This is a genomic window from Streptomyces sp. NPDC005181 (assembly GCF_040608395.1).
Classification (GTDB): domain Bacteria; phylum Actinomycetota; class Actinomycetes; order Streptomycetales; family Streptomycetaceae; genus Streptomyces.
In genome coordinates this window covers 1-15,085 of record NZ_JBEXID010000070.1, presented here as the reverse complement: position 1 = coordinate 15,085, position 15,085 = coordinate 1, and the positions used below count along the sequence as shown (strand labels likewise).

The window sequence follows — 15,085 nt, the reverse complement described above, 5'->3', positions numbered from 1 at the left end:
GAGTGGATCCGGACGATCGGGCTCCACTTGCCCCCATCATCCCGCGCGCGCATCGGCCCGGCCGAGGTGAGGACCGGAAAACGAAAAAACCCCTCGCGGGTGCGAGAGGTCTGCGCGCGGGTCTGGGGCACGGTGGCCGCTCCGCATCTGGTGGTACGGGACGGTCACTGCGGACCGGCGCGCCTGCTGCCAATAATCATGACGAACAAGGACACGGAGGCAGTGTTGCACAGCGCTGCCTCCGTGCCCTCGCCCGTCTCAGGATGCGGGCGTGACGCTCGTCGCGCCGGACGGCTCCGTCTTCGGCGCCTGCCCGGTCTTCCGATCGACCGCGCCGACCCGGCCCAGGTCGATGTCGCGGGTCTCGCGCATCGTCAGATAGACGACGAGGGATACCGCGGCGCAGCCCGCCACGTACCAGTAGAAGCCCGACTCGATGCCCGCCTTCTTGAACCAGAGCGCCACATATTCGGCGGTGCCGCCGAAGAGGGCGTTGGCGAGGGCGTACGGGAGGGCGACACCGAGTGCGCGGATGCCGGTGGGGAAGAGCTCGGCCTTCACACAGGCGTTGATCGAGGTGTAACCGGTGACGACGACCAGAGCGAGCAGCGCCAGGCCGAACGCGGGCCAGAAGGTCCCCGCGTTCTTGAGCATCGTCATGATCGGCACGGTCAGGAAGGCGGAACCGACGGCGAAGGTGATCAGCAGCGGGCGGCGGCCGACCCGGTCGGAGACCATGCCGGCCAGCGGCTGGATGCACATGAAGACGAACAGGGCGCAGAAGCTGACGAGCGAGGCGGTGGACTTCTCCATCCCGGCGCTCTTGGAGAGGAACTTGGTGAGGTACGTCGTGTACGTGTAGTACGCGACGGTCCCGCCCATGGTCAGCGCCATCACCAGGAACGCCTCGCGCCTGTGCCCCCACAGCGCCTTCAGCGTGCCCCGGTCCTCCTGGGCCGCCGCGCCGGACTCGGCGTACACCTCGGTCTCCAGCATGGAGCGGCGCAGATAGAAGACGATGGCCGCGCCGAGGGCCCCGCAGCAGATCCACCAGGGCGCCGAGGACGCACTCGCGCTGATGCGGAGCCGGCTGCCGAAGCGGTGACGGACGGCGGCTTCAGGCGAGCGACTCGTCCAGGAACTCCCGCACATGGGACAGGATTCCGCCCCGGTCGGTGCCCGGCAGGCCGATCGCCACATGGATGCTGAATCCGTCGAGCAGGGCGCGCAGCCGAGTCGCGTACCGTTCGGCATCGACGGCCCGGAACTCCCCGCGTGAGGCGCCCTCCGCCAGCAGCGCCACCAGGTCCCGGTGCCAGGCCCGCTCGATCGCCGCCTGCCGGGCGCGCGCATCGGCGTCGGCGTTCTGCGAGCGGTTCCACACCTCCAGCCAGAGCGTCCAGTGCGGATCGCGGTGGCCGTCGGGGATGTACAGATCGACGTAGGCATCGAGCCGTTCGCGGACCGTGGTCTGCCGCGACAGCAGTTCCCGCCGCTGTGCGCCGAGCCTGCCCTCGCTCCACTCCAGGGCCTGCAGCAGCAGCTCGTCCTTGGTCCGGAAGTAGTAGAGGAGATGCCCGCTGCTCATGGAGACCTCACGGCCGAGACCGGCCATGGTGAGGCCGTCCAGGCCGCGTTCGGCGATGGTGGCCATGGCGGCGGCCAGTACCTCCTCCCGGGGCGGGGCGGTGTTGCGGCGGCGCGGGGCGGGGGTCATCGGGGGGCTCCTGCTGTCCATCCGTCTGCCGCCGGCAGCGCCCGCAGTCCGGCAACTGCGCCCGGCGGCGGTGTACGGACCGCGGCAGCGTACGCGTCGTCCGGCACGGCGTAGAAGCGCTCGATCGCGTAAACCTGTCCGGCGTGGGGGGAGTTGCTCGGCATGGTTCAGACCTTAGGCTGCTGCTGTGTGATGCAGTGGATGCCTCCACCGCCGGCAAAGATCGTACGGGCGTCGACCAGGGTCACGGTCCGTTCCGGGAACAGGCGGCGGAAGATCCCGGCGGCCAGTTCGTCGCGCGGGTCGTCGAAGGCGCACAGCACGACGCCGTCGTTGCAGAGGTAGTGATTGATGTACGAGTAGTCGGCCCATTCACCGTCCGCCCGCAGCACCGTCGGCGCGGGAACCTCGACGATCTCGAGGGCGCGGCCCCGGGCGTCGGTCGCCTCCCGGAGGATGCGGACTGTCTCGCGGGTGATCTCGTGGTCGGGGTGGGCCGGGTCCGTCTGGACGTGGGCGACGACGGTGCCGGGGCGGGCGAAGGCGGCGACGATGTCGACGTGACCCAGGGTGCCGTACGTGCCGTAGTCACCGGCCAGCCCGCGCGGCAGCCAGATCGCCTTCTCCGTACCGAGGCGGGCGTGGATCTCGGCCTCGGCCTCGGCTCGGGTCCACTCGGGGTTGCGTTCCTTGCCGAGCTGGACGGTCTCGGTGAGCAGGACGGTGCCCTCGCCGTCGACATGGATCGCGCCGCCCTCGTTGACGAGCGGGGAACTGTGCACGGGGACGGCGGCGAGCTCCGCGACCGAGCGGGCGATGTGCGCGTCGTGTTTCCAGCGGGCCCAGCCCTGCGCGCCCCATCCATTGAACGTCCAGTCGACGGCGGCCAGTTGCTGCCCATCGGTGACGAAGGTGGGGCCGATGTCGCGCATCCAGGCGTCGTCGAGTGGGCGGACGGCGAGTTCGATGTCCGGTCCGAGGAGGGCGAGGGCGCTGTCCTCCTGGCCGGGGCCGACGACCATCGTGACGGGTTCGAAGCGGCGGACGGTCCGGGCGACGGTGGCCCAGGCGCGGCGGGCCTCGTCGAGTTCGGCGTCGGTGCCGAAGGTGGGGTTGGGGCCCGGCCAGGCCATCCAGGTGCGCTCGTGCGGGGCCCACTCGGGCGGCATGCGGAAGGTCACTGCGGGGTCCTTAGAGGAAGTAGAGGCGGTTGAGGGAGACGGAGTCGGCGGGCTCGGAGCGGACCGGGGTGCCGTCGAGTGTGACCAGGCCGCTGCGCGCGTCGACGGCGACCTGTCCCGTACGGGAGTTGTGGACCAGGTCTGCGGGGCCGATGCCGCGGGTGCCGCGGACCCCGACCCGGCGGCGGCGGGTCGGCATCAGGTCCGCCCCGAGCTGGGTCGCGGCCTGCGAGACGAACGCGACCGAGAGATCGGCGGCTGTCGCCCCGTAGGCACCGAACTGCGGTCCGAGCACGAGGGGTTCGCAGGTGTCGGTGGCGGCGTTCGGGTCGCCGGTGACTCCGTACGCCGGGAAGCCGGACTTCAGCACGAGCTGCGGCTTCGCGCCGAAGAACTCGGGCCGCCACAGCACGATGTCGGCGAGCTTCCCCGTCTCGAGGGAGCCGACCTCGTGGGAGAGCCCGTGCGCGATGGCGGGGTTGATGGTCAGCTTGGCGATGTAGCGCAGAACGCGCCCGTTGTCGTCGGCCGGGCCGTCGCCGTCCATCGGTCCGAGTTCGGCCTTCATCTTCGCCGCCATCGCGAAGGTGCGGCGCACCGTCTCCCCGGCCCGCCCCATGCCCTGCGCGTCGGACGAGGTGATGCCGATCGCACCCAGGTCGTGCAGGACATCCTCGGCGCCCATCGTCCCGGCGCGGATCCGGTCGCGGGCCATGGCCGCGTCGCCCGGCAGATCGGTCTTCAGGTCGTGGACGGAGACGATCATCCCGTAGTGCTCGGCGACCGCGTCCCGGCCGAAGGGCAGCGTCGGGTTGGTGGACGAGCCGATGACGTTCGCGACGCCTGCCATCTTCAGGACGTTCGGTACGTGTCCGCCCCCGCAGCCCTCGATGTGGAAGGCGTGGATCGTCCGGCCTTCGAGGACGCGCAGGGTGTCCTCGACCGACAGGCACTCGTTCAGCCCGTCGCTGTGCAGGGCGACCTGCACATCGTGCTGCTCGGCGACCCGGAGCGCGGTGTCCAGGGCGCGGGTGTGGGCGCCCATGTCCTCGTGGACCTTGAACCCGCAGGCCCCGCCCTCGGCGAGCGCCTCGACCAGCGGCGCCTCGTGCGAGGACGAACCGCGGCCCAGGAAGCCGATGTTGACCGGCCAGGCATCGAAGGCGTTGAAGGCGTGGCGCAGCGCCCACGGCGAGTTGACGCCGACGCCCCAGACCGGGCCGAACTCCTGGCCGATGATCGTGGTGACACCGGAGGCCAGCGAGGCCTCCATGATGCGCGGCGACAGCAGATGAACGTGGGTGTCCACGGCGCCCGCGGTGGCGATGAGCCCCTCGCCGGAGACGATCGACGTCCCCGTGCCGACGATGACATCGACTCCGTCGAGGGTGTCCGGGTTGCCGGCCCGCCCGATCGCCGCGATCCGGCCTTCGCGGATGCCGATCGACACCTTGCGAATGCCCTGCACGGCGTCGATGACCAGCACATTACTGATGACGACATCGCAGGTCGCACGCACGGCGGCGGCCTTGAGGTGCAGCCCGTCACGGGCGGTCTTGCCGAACCCGGCGAGGAACTCCTCGCCGTACTGCTGAGAGTCGGACTCGACGCGGACGGTCAGCCCGGAGTCACCGAGCCTGACCCGGTCGCCGGCGCGCGGGCCGTGCACGGAGGCGTACTCGTAAGGATCGATGCTCATCGCTGTCCAGCTCCCAGATATCCACACGCCGCCGCGCGGCGCAGCGCCTCTTCCCGGGCGCCGGGCGCATCGAGCGGGCCGTCGACCAGACCGGCGAAGCCGATGGCGATCCGGTCGCCGCCGATCGGTACGAGACCGACGTCCACGCGCTCGCCGGGCCCGAAGCGGACGGACGACCCGGCGGGCACACAGAGCCGCATGCCGTAGGCGGCGCCTCGGTCGAAGTCGAGCCGCGGGTTGGCCTCGAAGAAGTGGAAGTGCGAGGTCACGCTGACCGGGACGGTCGCGGTGTTGCGTACGGTCAGCCGGACTGCGGGCTCCGGCTCGGGCGTGGCGGGTCCGGGGACGACGGCCCCGGGCCCACCGTCGCCGAGCCCGGCGCCGCCGAACGGGCGGGAGACGACGGCGAGCCGCGAACCGTCGTCGAAGACGGCCTCCACATGGACCTCGGTGACGACGTCGGCGACCCCGGGCAGCACATCGTCCGGGCCCAGCACGGACCGGGCGGCCTCGATGGCCTCGTCGAGCCGACGCCCGTCGCGCGCTGCCTCACAGACGGTGTCCGCGATCAGGGCGGTCGCCTCGGGGACGTTGAGCTTCAGCCCGCGGGCGCGGCGGGCCCGGGCCAGTTCGGCGGCGCCGAAGAGCAGCAGCCGGTCGCGTTCCGTCGGGGTCAGTCGCACGTCTCCACACCTCTCGATTAGAGCGTCACTCTAACGGGAGGCGAAGATGGAATGGAAGGGAGATTCGCATCGTTTCGAGTGCCGCTCTAATCACGTCACCACTCAGTTGCGGCGCATCGGCTGCGGATCATAGGGCGGCCGACCGGCGGCAGGGTGCTCGCCGCCGACGCACGACGAAGGCCGCGCCCGGTGGGGTGCCGGGCGCGGCCTTCGTCGTGCGGAGCGGAGCAGGCGGGCTAGCCGAGCGGGTGCATCCAGCCGTGGGTGTCCTGCGCGATACCGCGCTGGACGTCGAGGAGCCGGTCGCGCAGCTTCATCGTGACCTCGCCGGGCTTGCCGTCGCTCTGGGTCCACTCGCCGCCCGCGGACTTGACGATGCCGACGGGGGTGATGACGGCGGCGGTGCCGCAGGCGAAGACCTCGGTGAGGGTGCCGTTCTCGGTGTCGGTGCGCCACTGGTCGATGGAGACGCGGCCCTCCTCGGACTCGTAGCCGAGGTCGCGGGCGACCCGGAGCAGCGAGTCACGGGTGACACCGGCGAGCAGCGAGCCGGTCAGGGCCGGGGTGACGATCTTGTTCCCGTACACGAAGTACAGGTTCATGCCACCGAGCTCCTCGACCCACTTGTGCTCGACCGCGTCGAGGTAGGCGACCTGCTCGCAGCCCTGCTCGGCGGCCTCGGCCTGGGCGAGGAGGGACGCGGCGTAGTTGCCGCCGGTCTTGGCGTCGCCCATGCCGCCGGGGACGGCGCGGACCCGGTTCTCGGAGAGCCAGATGGAGACCGGCTTCACACCACCGGGGAAGTAGGCGCCGGCGGGCGAGGCGATGACGATGAAGAGGTACTCGTTGGCGGGCTTCACACCGAGGCCGACCTCGGACGCGATCATGAACGGACGCAGGTAGAGCGACTCCTCGCCGCCGTGCGCCGGAACCCATGCCTTGTCCTGCTGAACCAGCACGTCGCACGCCTCGATGAACGTCTCCACCGGCAGCTCGGGCATGGCAAGACGGTGCGCGGAGCGCTGGAAGCGCTTGGCGTTGGCTTCGGGGCGGAAGGTGGCCACCGATCCGTCGGGCTGGCGGTATGCCTTGAGCCCCTCGAAGATCTCCTGCGCGTAGTGCAGGACGTTGGTGGCCGGGTCGATCGACAGCGGACCGTAAGGGACGAGTTGGCCGTCGTGCCAGCCGCGGCCTTCGGTCCACTTGATGATCACCATGTGATCGGTGAAGTAGCGGCCGAATCCGGGGTTGGCCAGGATCGCCTCGCGCTCCGCGTCGGACAGCGGGGTGGAAGAAGGCTTGAGCTCGATCGTGGGCGTCGTCATGAGTGCGTGTCCTTCACCGGTGTTGTGTGTGAGGGACCGCGCTCACGCCACTCCTGTCAGACAGGTGCTAGGACGTCCGAGCTTTATCGCAAGCCGCGGCCCCGTTCGATTATCGCTCGTGCGGGGCCGTGCACGAAATGACGTGATTGCGGTCCAGGGTTCGATGGTGGCACCCGGGACCACGCAGGAGAAGCCGCCGGGTGCGGTGGCGACCCGGCGGCTTCGAAGTGGAGTCGTCGGGTCAGCTCGCTACGCGTACCGCGAGCGCGTCGCCGATTTCCGAGGTCGTACGGGGGGCGTCGCCGCGCTCCGCGAGGTCGGCGGAGACGGCGTCCTCGATGCGCACGGCCTCGGCCTCGTAGCCCAAGTGGCGCAGCAGGAGGGCGACGGAGAGGATCGTGGCCGTGGGGTCGGCCTTGCCCTGGCCCGCGATGTCCGGGGCGGAGCCGTGGACCGGCTCGAACATCGAGGGGAACTCGCCGCTCGGGTTGATGTTGCCCGAGGCCGCGACGCCGATGCCCCCGGAGACGGCCGCGGCGAGGTCGGTGATGATGTCGCCGAAGAGGTTGTCGGTGACGATCACGTCGAAGCGCTCGGGCTGCGTGACGAGGAAGATCGTCGCCGCGTCCACGTGCAGGTAGTCGGTGGTGACGTCCGGGAACTCGGCCGCGACCTTGTTGAAGATGTTGGTCCACAGGTGCCCGGCGTAGGCCAGCACATTGTTCTTGTGGACCAGCGTCAGCTTCTTGCGCGGGCGGGCCTGGGCGCGGGCGAAGGCGTCACGGACCACACGCTCGACGCCGAAGGCGGTGTTGACCGAGACCTCGGTGGCGACCTCGTGCGGGGTGCCGGTGCGGATCGAGCCGCCATTGCCGGTGTACGGACCCTCGGTGCCCTCGCGGACCACGACGAAGTCGATCTCCGGCTGGCCCTTGAGCGGGGTCGCGACACCCGGGAGGAGCTTCGACGGCCGCAGGTTCACATGGTGGTCGAAGAGGAACCGGAGCTTCAGCAGGAAGCCGCGCTCCAGGACGCCGGACGGGACCGAGGGGTCACCGATCGCGCCGAGCAGGATCGCGTCGTGCTGCTTGAGCGCCTGGACATCTGCGTCGGTGAGGGTCTCACCGGTCGCGTGGTAGCGCTTGGCCCCGAAGTCGAACTCCTTGGTCTCCAGCTTCACATCCTGCGGGAGAACAGCATTGAGGACCTTGAGGCCCTGAGCTACGACCTCCTGGCCGATACCGTCACCAGGGATCACTGCGAGATTGATGCTGCGAGACATGTCGGCACCTTACCGCTCGTCCCACCCCATGACATTTTACGTCCACCATACGGACGCCCGAGCCCTTGTCGGGGAGCACTCGGGCGAACAGATCGTGACTATTCAGGTCACGGAACCATGCGACCCTGAGCACAAAAGCGCAATGCTTCGCCAGCTCTGTTCTTGCCATAGGGAACATCGATCTGTAGTCGTACGGTCGTGGGTGTGCAGCTTCGATATTCGTTTCGGATAGAGCCGAGCCCTGGCCAACGCGATGCATTGGGTCAGGCGTTCGGTTGTGCGCGGGTGGTGTGGAACGACTGCCTGCGGGCACGGCGTGACGCACACACCGCGGATATGGCGTATCCGAAGTCGTCGGAGCTGGCCAGTCGTTCAAAATCGCCCCGCTCACGGAGGCGAGGACGTCAAACCGGCTTCTCGTTCCTCGCGGTCGAGGTCGAGCCCGGGCGGCACGCCCGGATGAAGGTCACGACGCTCGCCGAGTCGGGCGAGCGCATCGACCACTTCGAGCTCAGCCGCGGCTGAGCCGGGCCCCGGCCGGTCTCAGTGACCGGTGGAGCCGCCGTTGTCCCTGCGGTCGAGGGCTCGCTGCAGGGCGGCGGCGGCATTCTGGCGCTCCGACTCGGTCGGGCGGTGGGTGTGACGGACGCGGCGGACAGTCGTCTCGGCCATGGTGGATCGACTCCTTGAGATCGCGAGGATTTCGAGATCGAAAAATCGTGAACGTGATTTCGAGATCGGGATTTCGAGGCGCCGGAAGGGCGGGGAGCGGATGCCGCAGGGGTTGCCTGCATCGGGGCACGCACTCACGACCGCCAGTCGCTGGATCTAGCGAGACGTTCGGCTCCTACAAAGCTAGGGCAGCCCGGCCGGTCTGTCTCCACAATTACTCGGACTTCCTACTATCTGAGACGGGGGTTTGGCGCCGCCCGCCCGCAATTCGCGGATCAGGGCCCGCACGGCCAGGGATCGTGCCTGCTCAGGGGTGGTGACATAGCCGACGGACCGAGTCGGCCGTTCCGGTCCGAGAGCGGTGATCTCGACGTTGTCGGGTACTCCCTCCAGGGAGAGCTGCGGCATGATCGCCATTCCGAGACCACGGGACACCATCGAGAGCACCGCTCCGTCGTCCTCGGCCTCCACCGTCGCCGCAGGGATCCATTCCTGCGCGGCCCACCAGTCCCGGGTGTACGAGGTGCAGTTCTCCGCCCAGTCGACCAGCGGCAGCGAGCGCGGTGCCGGATGGCCGACCGGGTGCACCAGCGCGTACTCCTCCTCCAGCAGCACTCCCCCGACCAGCTCCTTCGGTACGGGGGAACTCGTCCCGATCGTCGCGATCCCCAGATCGGCGCGCCCGTCGAGCACCTCGCCCGCCGTCCCGCGCCCGATCTCGCGCACCACCCGCACCACCGGTTCGATCCCGGGGTGGCGGGCCCTGAGCCGCTCCAGCGCGGGCGGCAGCAGGAAGAGCGCCGCACTGCGGAAGGCGGCGATCCGCAGCGGTCCGGCCACCGTGTCCGTCCCCGCCGGACCGGCCGCCGCACCGCGCGCCTCGGCGCCCATCAGCTCCAGCAGCCGCAGGATGCGCCGTGCATGGGCGATCGCGCCGGCGCCCGCCGGCGTCGGTCTGGCGCCCAGGCGGCCCCGATCGAAGAGCACCGCCCCGATCCGGCGCTCACTGGTACGTACGGAATGGGAGACGGCGGACTGGCTCATGCCCAGCGCCTGGGCGGCGACGGAGAAACTGCCGGCGCTCTCCACAGCGACGAGTACCCGTAGCTCGTGCGGGGCAAGGTCGGTCATCCGGTCGGTCCCCCGGTCTCTCATGACGTTCCATGAACGCTGCTCATGGAAACGGTCTTTCCATCGACGCAACCCACTGCCGGGCTCATCGATTCGGCCGTCGGGAAACCCTGGGGCCGTGCGGCCGGGCAGGCCAGGATCTGTTCGTCTCGGCAGCGGCGGGCAGGGTCGGCACCCCGGTGGGGCGGATCGCCCGACTGCTCGGCGCCGGCCGGATCATCGGCAGTACGGGCTCGGCGGCCAAGGCCGGCTTCGACGCGGCCTTCGACTACCACGACGGACCCGTCGGCGAGCTGCTGGCGAAGGCGGCGCCCGACGGGATCGACGCGTTCGTCGACAACGTGGGTGGGGAACATCTGGAGGGCGGGATCTCCGCGCTGCGCGACCACGGACGGATCGCCTGGGTGGGTGCGATCACCCAGTACCACTCCGCCGACCGGCCGCCGGCCGCCCCGCGCAACCTGTACGACGTGGTGGGCAGGAGCCTGCGGCTCGAAGGGGTGCTCGTCCGCAACTACCGGCATGTGCAGCACGAGTTGGAGGAGTTCCTCGTCCCGCACCTGCAGAGCGGGCTGATCACGCCGGATGTCACGGTCGTGGACGGAATCGAGCGGACGGTGGACGGGTTCCTCGGGATGCTGTGCGGCGAGAACACCGGCAAGATGCTGATCCGTACCGGAGCCTGAACCGTCGTACACCACAGCCCGGACAAGAAGTTGACCGGCTGTTCACCATTTCCGCTCCGCACATCTCTGGACCCGGCCGGCCATCGCCGGGACCCTTGCGCTCGGTGTGCCACCGGGGCACACACGTGGCGAAGGCGGACGGATGCGACCGGTCAGTCGGAGAAGTTTTGTGGCACTGGGCGCTGGTGTGGCGGCGGGCGCCGCGATACCAGGGGCAGCCGGACCGGCTTCGGCCACTACGGCGGCTGCCCCGGCGTCCGGGACCATCACCGATGTGAAGCACGTGGTGATCCTTATGCAGGAGAACCGCAGCTTCGACCACTACTTCGGCAGGCTCAAGGGGGTGCGCGGCTTCTCCGACCGGGCCGCGATCACCCTCCCCGGCGGGCAGCCGGTCTTCAACCAGCCGAACGGGCTCGGCCGCCAGTACCCGTGGAAGCTGAGCGCCACGCCCGCCGCAGGCGGCGCCGACGGCGAGACCCTCGCCCAGTGCAACGGCGATCTGCCGCACAGCTGGTCCTCCCAGCACGCCGCCTGGAACAAGGGCCGGCTCGACAGCTGGGTGTCGGGGGTGGGCAACGTCCGTACGCTCGGCTACCTCGACCGCAACGACATCCCCTATCACTACGCGCTGGCCGACAACTACACCATCTGCGACGGCTACTTCTCGTCCACCCTGAGCGCCACCGGCCCCAACCGGACCTATCTGTGGAGCGGCAAGGTCGACTCTTCCAGCCACGACGGCGGCGACGAGTCGGGCCTGACCTGGGAGACGTACGCCGAGGCCCTGGAGCGGGCCGGGGTCAGCTGGAAGGTCTACCAGAACGCGCAGGACAACTACGGCGACAACGGTCTCGCCTACTTCAAGAAGTTCACCGACGCCGCCCCCGGCAGCCCGCTGCACGACCGGGGCATGGCATCCGTGCCCGCCGCCACCGGCTCGACACCGGACGACATCGCCGCCGCCATCAAGGCCGACGCCTTGAACGGCACCCTCCCCCAGGTGTCCTGGGTGGTGGCGAACCAGGCGTTCTCCGAGCACCCCTATGCCCCGCCCGCTGACGGCGCGCACTTCGTCGACCTGGTGTACCGGGCGCTCGCCGCCGGTCCCGAGGTCTTCGACTCGACCGTCCTGTTCCTCAACTACGACGAGAACGACGGCTTCTTCGACCATGTGCCGCCCCCGGCGCCGCCCGCGAACACCGCCGGCGAATTCCTGAACGGCGTCCCCTACGGCCTCGGCTTCCGCGTCCCCATGCTGGTGATGTCGCCATGGACCCGCGGCGGCTGGGTCAGCTCCGAGGTCTTCGACCACACCTCGGTGCTGCGCTTCCTGGAGACCTGGACCTCGGCCATCGGCAAGCCGGCCGCCTGCCCGAACATCAGCGCCTGGCGCCGTAAGGTCACCGGTGACCTGACCGGGGTCTTCGACTTCGCGCATCCGGTGTACGGAGTGCCGTCGCTGCCCTCCACCGCCAAGGTGATCGGCATCGGCACCTGTGCCCCACTGCCCAACCCGGCCCCGCAGACCAACGCGCTGCCCGCACAGGAGCCCGGCACCCGCCCGGCCCGTGCACTGCCGTACCAGACGAACGGGAACCTGGACCGGCTGGAGTTCGGTACCGCCGGGAAGATCCTGGCCTGGTTCTCCATGGCCAACCAGGGCGCCCCCGCAAGGAGCGCCGCGCACTTCTCGATCCAGCCGACCGCGTACCGCTCGACCGAACCCTGGCAGTACACGGTCGACGCGAGCACAACCGCCTCCGACTACTTCAACATCGGTACGGGGTACGGCGACGGGAAGTACGACATCACCATGACCGGCCCCAACCGGTTCCTGCGCCGCTTCACCGGAGACGCCACTAAGGCCGGCAAGAGCCTGGAGGTCGCCGCGCGGTACGCCGCCGCACCGGACACCGGCAAGACCGCCATCTGGTTCCGGCTGTCCAACGCATCCACCGCAACGGTGAAGTTCACCCTCAGATCGAACAACTACCGGGCCGACGGGCCGTGGACGTGCACCGTGCCCGCGGGCGGTTCCACGGAGGACTACTTCAACGCCGTCGCCGGGCAGAACGGCTGGTACGACTTCACGGTCACGGCCGACGCGGACAGCACGTGGTCGCGCCGGTACACGGGCCACATCGAGACGGGGGCGGCGAGCATCAGCGGCTGAACGGTCAGGACCTGACGGTCACGCCCCCGCGGTCAGGTCCTGCAGGCCGCCGCCCTCAGCAGCTGCAGCCGCGTCTCTCCTGCTTGCAGTGCCCCCGCGGCCCGGGACGCGGGGGGCGCCGTAACAGGTCCGTCACAGCACGTCGCCGTCGCGCCAGTCGAAGATCAGCTTCCGGGACGGGGCGGGCAGTGGGCGTCCGGCCGCGCCACGGACGTACGTACTGCCCTCCTCGTCCGGCAGCGGCTCCACGCCGCTCAGCCCCTGCACGCCGAGCTGCCCCGGCCACACCTGCCAGCCGCGCGCCGCGTACAGCGCGGCCCCGGAGTCGGAGGCGGACAGGGCCCCGAAGGCGTACGCCCCGTCGATGACCCGCTCCAGCGCCGCCATCACCCGGCCGCCGAGCCCCTCGCGCCGCCGGTCGGCCCGGACGGCCACGCCCTCCACGTATCCGATGCGGTACGAGCGGTGGGCGTGGATCACCCGGCGCTGGACAACACTGCCGTGCGCGAGGAGCCCGCTGCCGTCGCGTGCGTAGACGTGGATGCCGCCCAGGGTGTGGTCCCAGTCGTCGTCGCTGAAGTCGCCCTCGAAGGCGGTGTCGAGGAGGGTGCGGATCCCGTCGCGGGCGGTCGGGGTCAGCTCGTAGGTGTGCATGGTGTGCCACAACGACTCAGTCATGTCCCCCAGCCTCTCAGGCACCTGCGCCACCAGGTACTCAGCGCGCAATTGAGTAGCTGTCACGTGTCGAAGAGTGGGACGCCCAAGGAGAGTTGGGCCCATCCTTGATCTTGCGTGGGTATCCCCGGCTTCAGCCGGGGATACCCACGCAAGATCAAGGATGGATTTCACTCCCGGCGCCTTCCACCGTCCGAACCGACCCAACGCGGGTTCCGACGCGAGCGAGTTGGGGCTCTCCGTCCTGTACGAATCCGGCATCCAGAACCTGGCGGGCACGCCCGAGTCGTACGAGGCACGCCCGGAGGCCCGGCACTTCCTGGAGCAGTTGCCGGACGCCTGGGACAGTACGCGGCTGCTGGCCGGGGAGCCGGGGAGCAGTGCGGTGCTGGCCCGCCGGTCCGGCAGCAGATGGTTCATCGGCGGCATGTACGCGGGTGCGGCGCACACCGCCGAGGTGCCGCTGCGGATCGGAGCCGGACGCTGGCTGGTCGAGACGGTGACGGACGGACCGGTGGGACTGGTGCGTACGAGTACGGCAGTGCGTGGCGGCGGGACGCTGCAGGTGGATGTCGTGACCGACGGCGGCTTCGCGGCGGTCGCCTGCCGCAGGGCACCGGGGCGCACGTCCTGCGACAGCCACTAGTAGGGCTTGGTCAGGTCTGTATGGGTGTGGGTGTGCCGCGATGGCAGGTGGGGCAGGCGCCGGTCCAGGCTGCGAGCAGGAGCTGCAGCTCACGGACGACCTGGTAGAGGCTCAGGCCGGCGCCGTTCCTTTTGGGGCCCTGGCCAGTCGTTGCAGGGTGCAGAAGGCGTGGGCGACGGAGACGAGGGTGACGTGGTGGTGCCAGCCGGTGAAGGTGCGGCCTTCGAAGTGGGCCAGGCCGAGGGCCTGTTTCATCTCCCGGTAGTCGTGCTCGATGCGCCAGCGGAGCTTGGCCAGGCGGACCAGCGTGGTGAGTGGGGTGTCGGCGGGCAGGTCGGAGAGCCAGAACTGGACCGGCTCCTCCTCGGTGGCGGGCCACTCGGCCAGCAGCCAGCACTCGGGCAGCTCCGGGCCGTCAACGCTCTGGCGGACCTCGCGTCCGGCGGGCCGGATCCGCAGGGTGACGAACCGCGAGTACATCCGTTTCAGGCCGCTCTTGCTCTTGCCGGGGCGGGAGCCCTCTCGCCATTGCACGGGTTTGGCGGCTTTCCGGCCCGCCGCGATGACCAGCTGTTTCACCGACTGCGGCTTGTCCGGGTACTTCGCCACCGGTGGCCGTCCCGTCCCGGAGTAGGGCTCGGTCACTGGGACGGCCTCGCCGGGCTGGGCCGAGAGCGTGGTGGAGATTCCGACCACATAGGTGAGACCGCGGGCCTGCAGGCCGAGCCGGAAGGCCGCCGCGTCGCCGTATCCCGCGTCCGCGATGGCCAGTGGCACCTCGATCCCCCACGAGCGGGTTTCATCGAGCATGTCCAGGGCGAGCTGCCACTTCTCCACATGCCCGACGTCCTCGGGGATCTGGCATGCGGTGCGGCGGGCGACCTTGTCCGGGTCGGCCTTCGCGGACCCGGGCGCCCAGGTTTCGGGCAGGAACAGCCGCCAGTCGATGGCCGCCGAGGCATGATCCGAGGCGAGGTGCAGCGAGACGCCGACCTGACAGTTGGTGACCTTGCCCGCGGTGCCGGTGTACTGCCGCGACACACACGCCGAGGCGTTGCCGTCCTTGAGGAACCCGGTGTCATCGAAGATCAGCGCCCTCGGCCGGATCGCCGCCTCCATCTTCCAGGCCAGCCGGGCCCGCACATGCGCCGGATCCCACGGGCTGGTGGTCACGAAGTGGGCCAGGGCCTGCCGGTTACCGTCCCCGCCCAG

At 69.9% G+C, this 15,085-nt stretch carries 13 protein-coding genes and 4 pseudogenes; 5 read left to right on the top strand and 12 right to left on the bottom strand.

The window, feature by feature from the left end:
• Window positions 1-258: 258 nt before the first annotated feature.
• From ABZV38_RS30625 to ABZV38_RS30590, 8 genes and pseudogenes are all read right to left on the bottom strand, one after another.
• Window positions 259-1,056: pseudogene (locus tag ABZV38_RS30625) on the bottom strand (MFS transporter); the annotation flags it as partial.
• Window positions 1,057-1,117: 61 nt separating this feature from the next.
• Window positions 1,118-1,717: a TetR family transcriptional regulator C-terminal domain-containing protein gene (locus ABZV38_RS30620; protein ID WP_356331687.1), complete on the bottom strand. Its 600-nt coding sequence runs from the start codon at window positions 1,715-1,717 to the stop codon at window positions 1,118-1,120.
• A complete protein-coding gene (locus tag ABZV38_RS30615; RefSeq protein WP_356331685.1) occupies window positions 1,714-1,881 on the bottom strand; it encodes a hypothetical protein in 168 nt (55 codons plus the stop codon). Before ABZV38_RS30615 ends, ABZV38_RS30620 begins: the two co-directional genes overlap by 4 nt.
• Before the next feature lie 3 nt (window positions 1,882-1,884).
• Window positions 1,885-2,886 carry an agmatine deiminase family protein gene (locus ABZV38_RS30610; RefSeq protein WP_356331704.1) on the bottom strand — a complete coding sequence of 334 codons (1,002 nt, stop codon included), beginning with the start codon at window positions 2,884-2,886 and terminating at the stop codon, window positions 1,885-1,887.
• A 22-nt stretch (window positions 2,887-2,908) separates the two neighbouring features.
• Window positions 2,909-4,597, bottom strand: coding sequence for an urease subunit alpha (locus tag ABZV38_RS30605; RefSeq protein WP_356331684.1), 1,689 nt, complete (start codon window positions 4,595-4,597; stop codon window positions 2,909-2,911).
• Window positions 4,594-5,280, bottom strand: a complete 687-nt coding sequence (ureA, locus tag ABZV38_RS30600; protein WP_356331683.1) for an urease subunit gamma — start codon at window positions 5,278-5,280, stop codon at window positions 4,594-4,596. Before ureA ends, ABZV38_RS30605 begins: the two co-directional genes overlap by 4 nt.
• Before the next feature lie 236 nt (window positions 5,281-5,516).
• On the bottom strand, window positions 5,517-6,605 hold the full coding sequence (locus ABZV38_RS30595; protein ID WP_356331682.1) for a branched-chain amino acid aminotransferase: 1,089 nt from the start codon (window positions 6,603-6,605) through the stop codon (window positions 5,517-5,519).
• Between the two features lie 241 nt (window positions 6,606-6,846).
• The gene (locus ABZV38_RS30590) at window positions 6,847-7,887 is read right to left on the bottom strand and encodes a 3-isopropylmalate dehydrogenase (protein ID WP_356331681.1); all 1,041 of its coding nucleotides are present in this window, start codon (window positions 7,885-7,887) and stop codon (window positions 6,847-6,849) included.
• Window positions 7,888-8,085: 198 nt separating this feature from the next.
• Between ABZV38_RS30590 and ABZV38_RS30585 the strand changes: the two are divergent.
• A pseudogene (locus ABZV38_RS30585) lies at window positions 8,086-8,205 on the top strand (helix-turn-helix domain-containing protein); the annotation flags it as partial.
• Window positions 8,206-8,223: 18 nt separating this feature from the next.
• On the top strand, window positions 8,224-8,412 hold the full coding sequence (locus ABZV38_RS30580; RefSeq protein ID WP_356331705.1) for a hypothetical protein: 189 nt from the start codon (window positions 8,224-8,226) through the stop codon (window positions 8,410-8,412).
• A gap of 18 nt (window positions 8,413-8,430) precedes the next feature.
• Here ABZV38_RS30580 and ABZV38_RS30575 read toward each other — a convergent pair whose 3' ends face one another.
• Together ABZV38_RS30575 and ABZV38_RS30570 are read right to left on the bottom strand one after the other, a co-directional pair.
• Entirely contained in the window at window positions 8,431-8,559 is a 129-nt protein-coding gene (locus tag ABZV38_RS30575; protein WP_093772350.1) for a hypothetical protein, read from the bottom strand.
• Between the two features lie 183 nt (window positions 8,560-8,742).
• Complete coding sequence (locus ABZV38_RS30570; protein WP_356331680.1) at window positions 8,743-9,690, bottom strand: LysR family transcriptional regulator; 948 nt, start codon at window positions 9,688-9,690, stop codon at window positions 8,743-8,745.
• 125 nt (window positions 9,691-9,815) lie between these two features.
• Here ABZV38_RS30570 and ABZV38_RS30565 point away from each other — a divergent pair.
• A pseudogene (locus ABZV38_RS30565) lies at window positions 9,816-10,376 on the top strand (zinc-binding dehydrogenase); the annotation flags it as partial.
• A 142-nt stretch (window positions 10,377-10,518) separates the two neighbouring features.
• Window positions 10,519-12,552, top strand: a complete 2,034-nt coding sequence (locus ABZV38_RS30560; RefSeq protein ID WP_356331679.1) for a phosphocholine-specific phospholipase C — start codon at window positions 10,519-10,521, stop codon at window positions 12,550-12,552.
• 132 nt (window positions 12,553-12,684) lie between these two features.
• On the opposite strand, the gene ABZV38_RS30555 is transcribed toward ABZV38_RS30560, so the two are convergent.
• Window positions 12,685-13,230, bottom strand: coding sequence for a GNAT family N-acetyltransferase (locus ABZV38_RS30555; protein WP_356331678.1), 546 nt, complete (start codon window positions 13,228-13,230; stop codon window positions 12,685-12,687).
• Between the two features lie 160 nt (window positions 13,231-13,390).
• Between ABZV38_RS30555 and ABZV38_RS30550 the strand changes: the two are divergent.
• A pseudogene (locus ABZV38_RS30550) lies at window positions 13,391-13,873 on the top strand (glycoside hydrolase family 97 C-terminal domain-containing protein); the annotation flags it as partial.
• Window positions 13,874-13,984: 111 nt separating this feature from the next.
• Here the strand turns inward: ABZV38_RS30550 and ABZV38_RS30545 are convergent.
• On the bottom strand, window positions 13,985-15,085 hold a 1,101-nt coding region (locus ABZV38_RS30545), incomplete at its 5' end, for an IS701 family transposase (RefSeq protein ID WP_356331677.1).

Excerpts from the sequence above, each read along its gene's own strand:
- ABZV38_RS30620 (WP_356331687.1), bottom strand. The coding sequence starts at position 1,717 with ATGACCCCCGCCCCGCGCCGCCGCAACACCGCCCCGCCCCGGGAGGAG.
- ABZV38_RS30615 (WP_356331685.1), bottom strand. The coding sequence starts at position 1,881 with ATGCCGAGCAACTCCCCCCACGCCGGACAGGTTTACGCGATCGAGCGC.
- ABZV38_RS30610 (WP_356331704.1), bottom strand. The coding sequence starts at position 2,886 with ATGCCGCCCGAGTGGGCCCCGCACGAGCGCACCTGGATGGCCTGGCCG.
- ABZV38_RS30605 (WP_356331684.1), bottom strand. The coding sequence starts at position 4,597 with ATGAGCATCGATCCTTACGAGTACGCCTCCGTGCACGGCCCGCGCGCC.
- ABZV38_RS30595 (WP_356331682.1), bottom strand. The coding sequence starts at position 6,605 with ATGACGACGCCCACGATCGAGCTCAAGCCTTCTTCCACCCCGCTGTCC.
- ABZV38_RS30590 (WP_356331681.1), bottom strand. The coding sequence starts at position 7,887 with ATGTCTCGCAGCATCAATCTCGCAGTGATCCCTGGTGACGGTATCGGC.
- ABZV38_RS30580 (WP_356331705.1), top strand. The coding sequence starts at position 8,224 with ATGGCGTATCCGAAGTCGTCGGAGCTGGCCAGTCGTTCAAAATCGCCC.
- ABZV38_RS30575 (WP_093772350.1), bottom strand. The coding sequence starts at position 8,559 with ATGGCCGAGACGACTGTCCGCCGCGTCCGTCACACCCACCGCCCGACC.
- ABZV38_RS30570 (WP_356331680.1), bottom strand. The coding sequence starts at position 9,690 with ATGACCGACCTTGCCCCGCACGAGCTACGGGTACTCGTCGCTGTGGAG.
- ABZV38_RS30560 (WP_356331679.1), top strand. The coding sequence starts at position 10,519 with ATGCGACCGGTCAGTCGGAGAAGTTTTGTGGCACTGGGCGCTGGTGTG.
- ABZV38_RS30555 (WP_356331678.1), bottom strand. The coding sequence starts at position 13,230 with ATGACTGAGTCGTTGTGGCACACCATGCACACCTACGAGCTGACCCCG.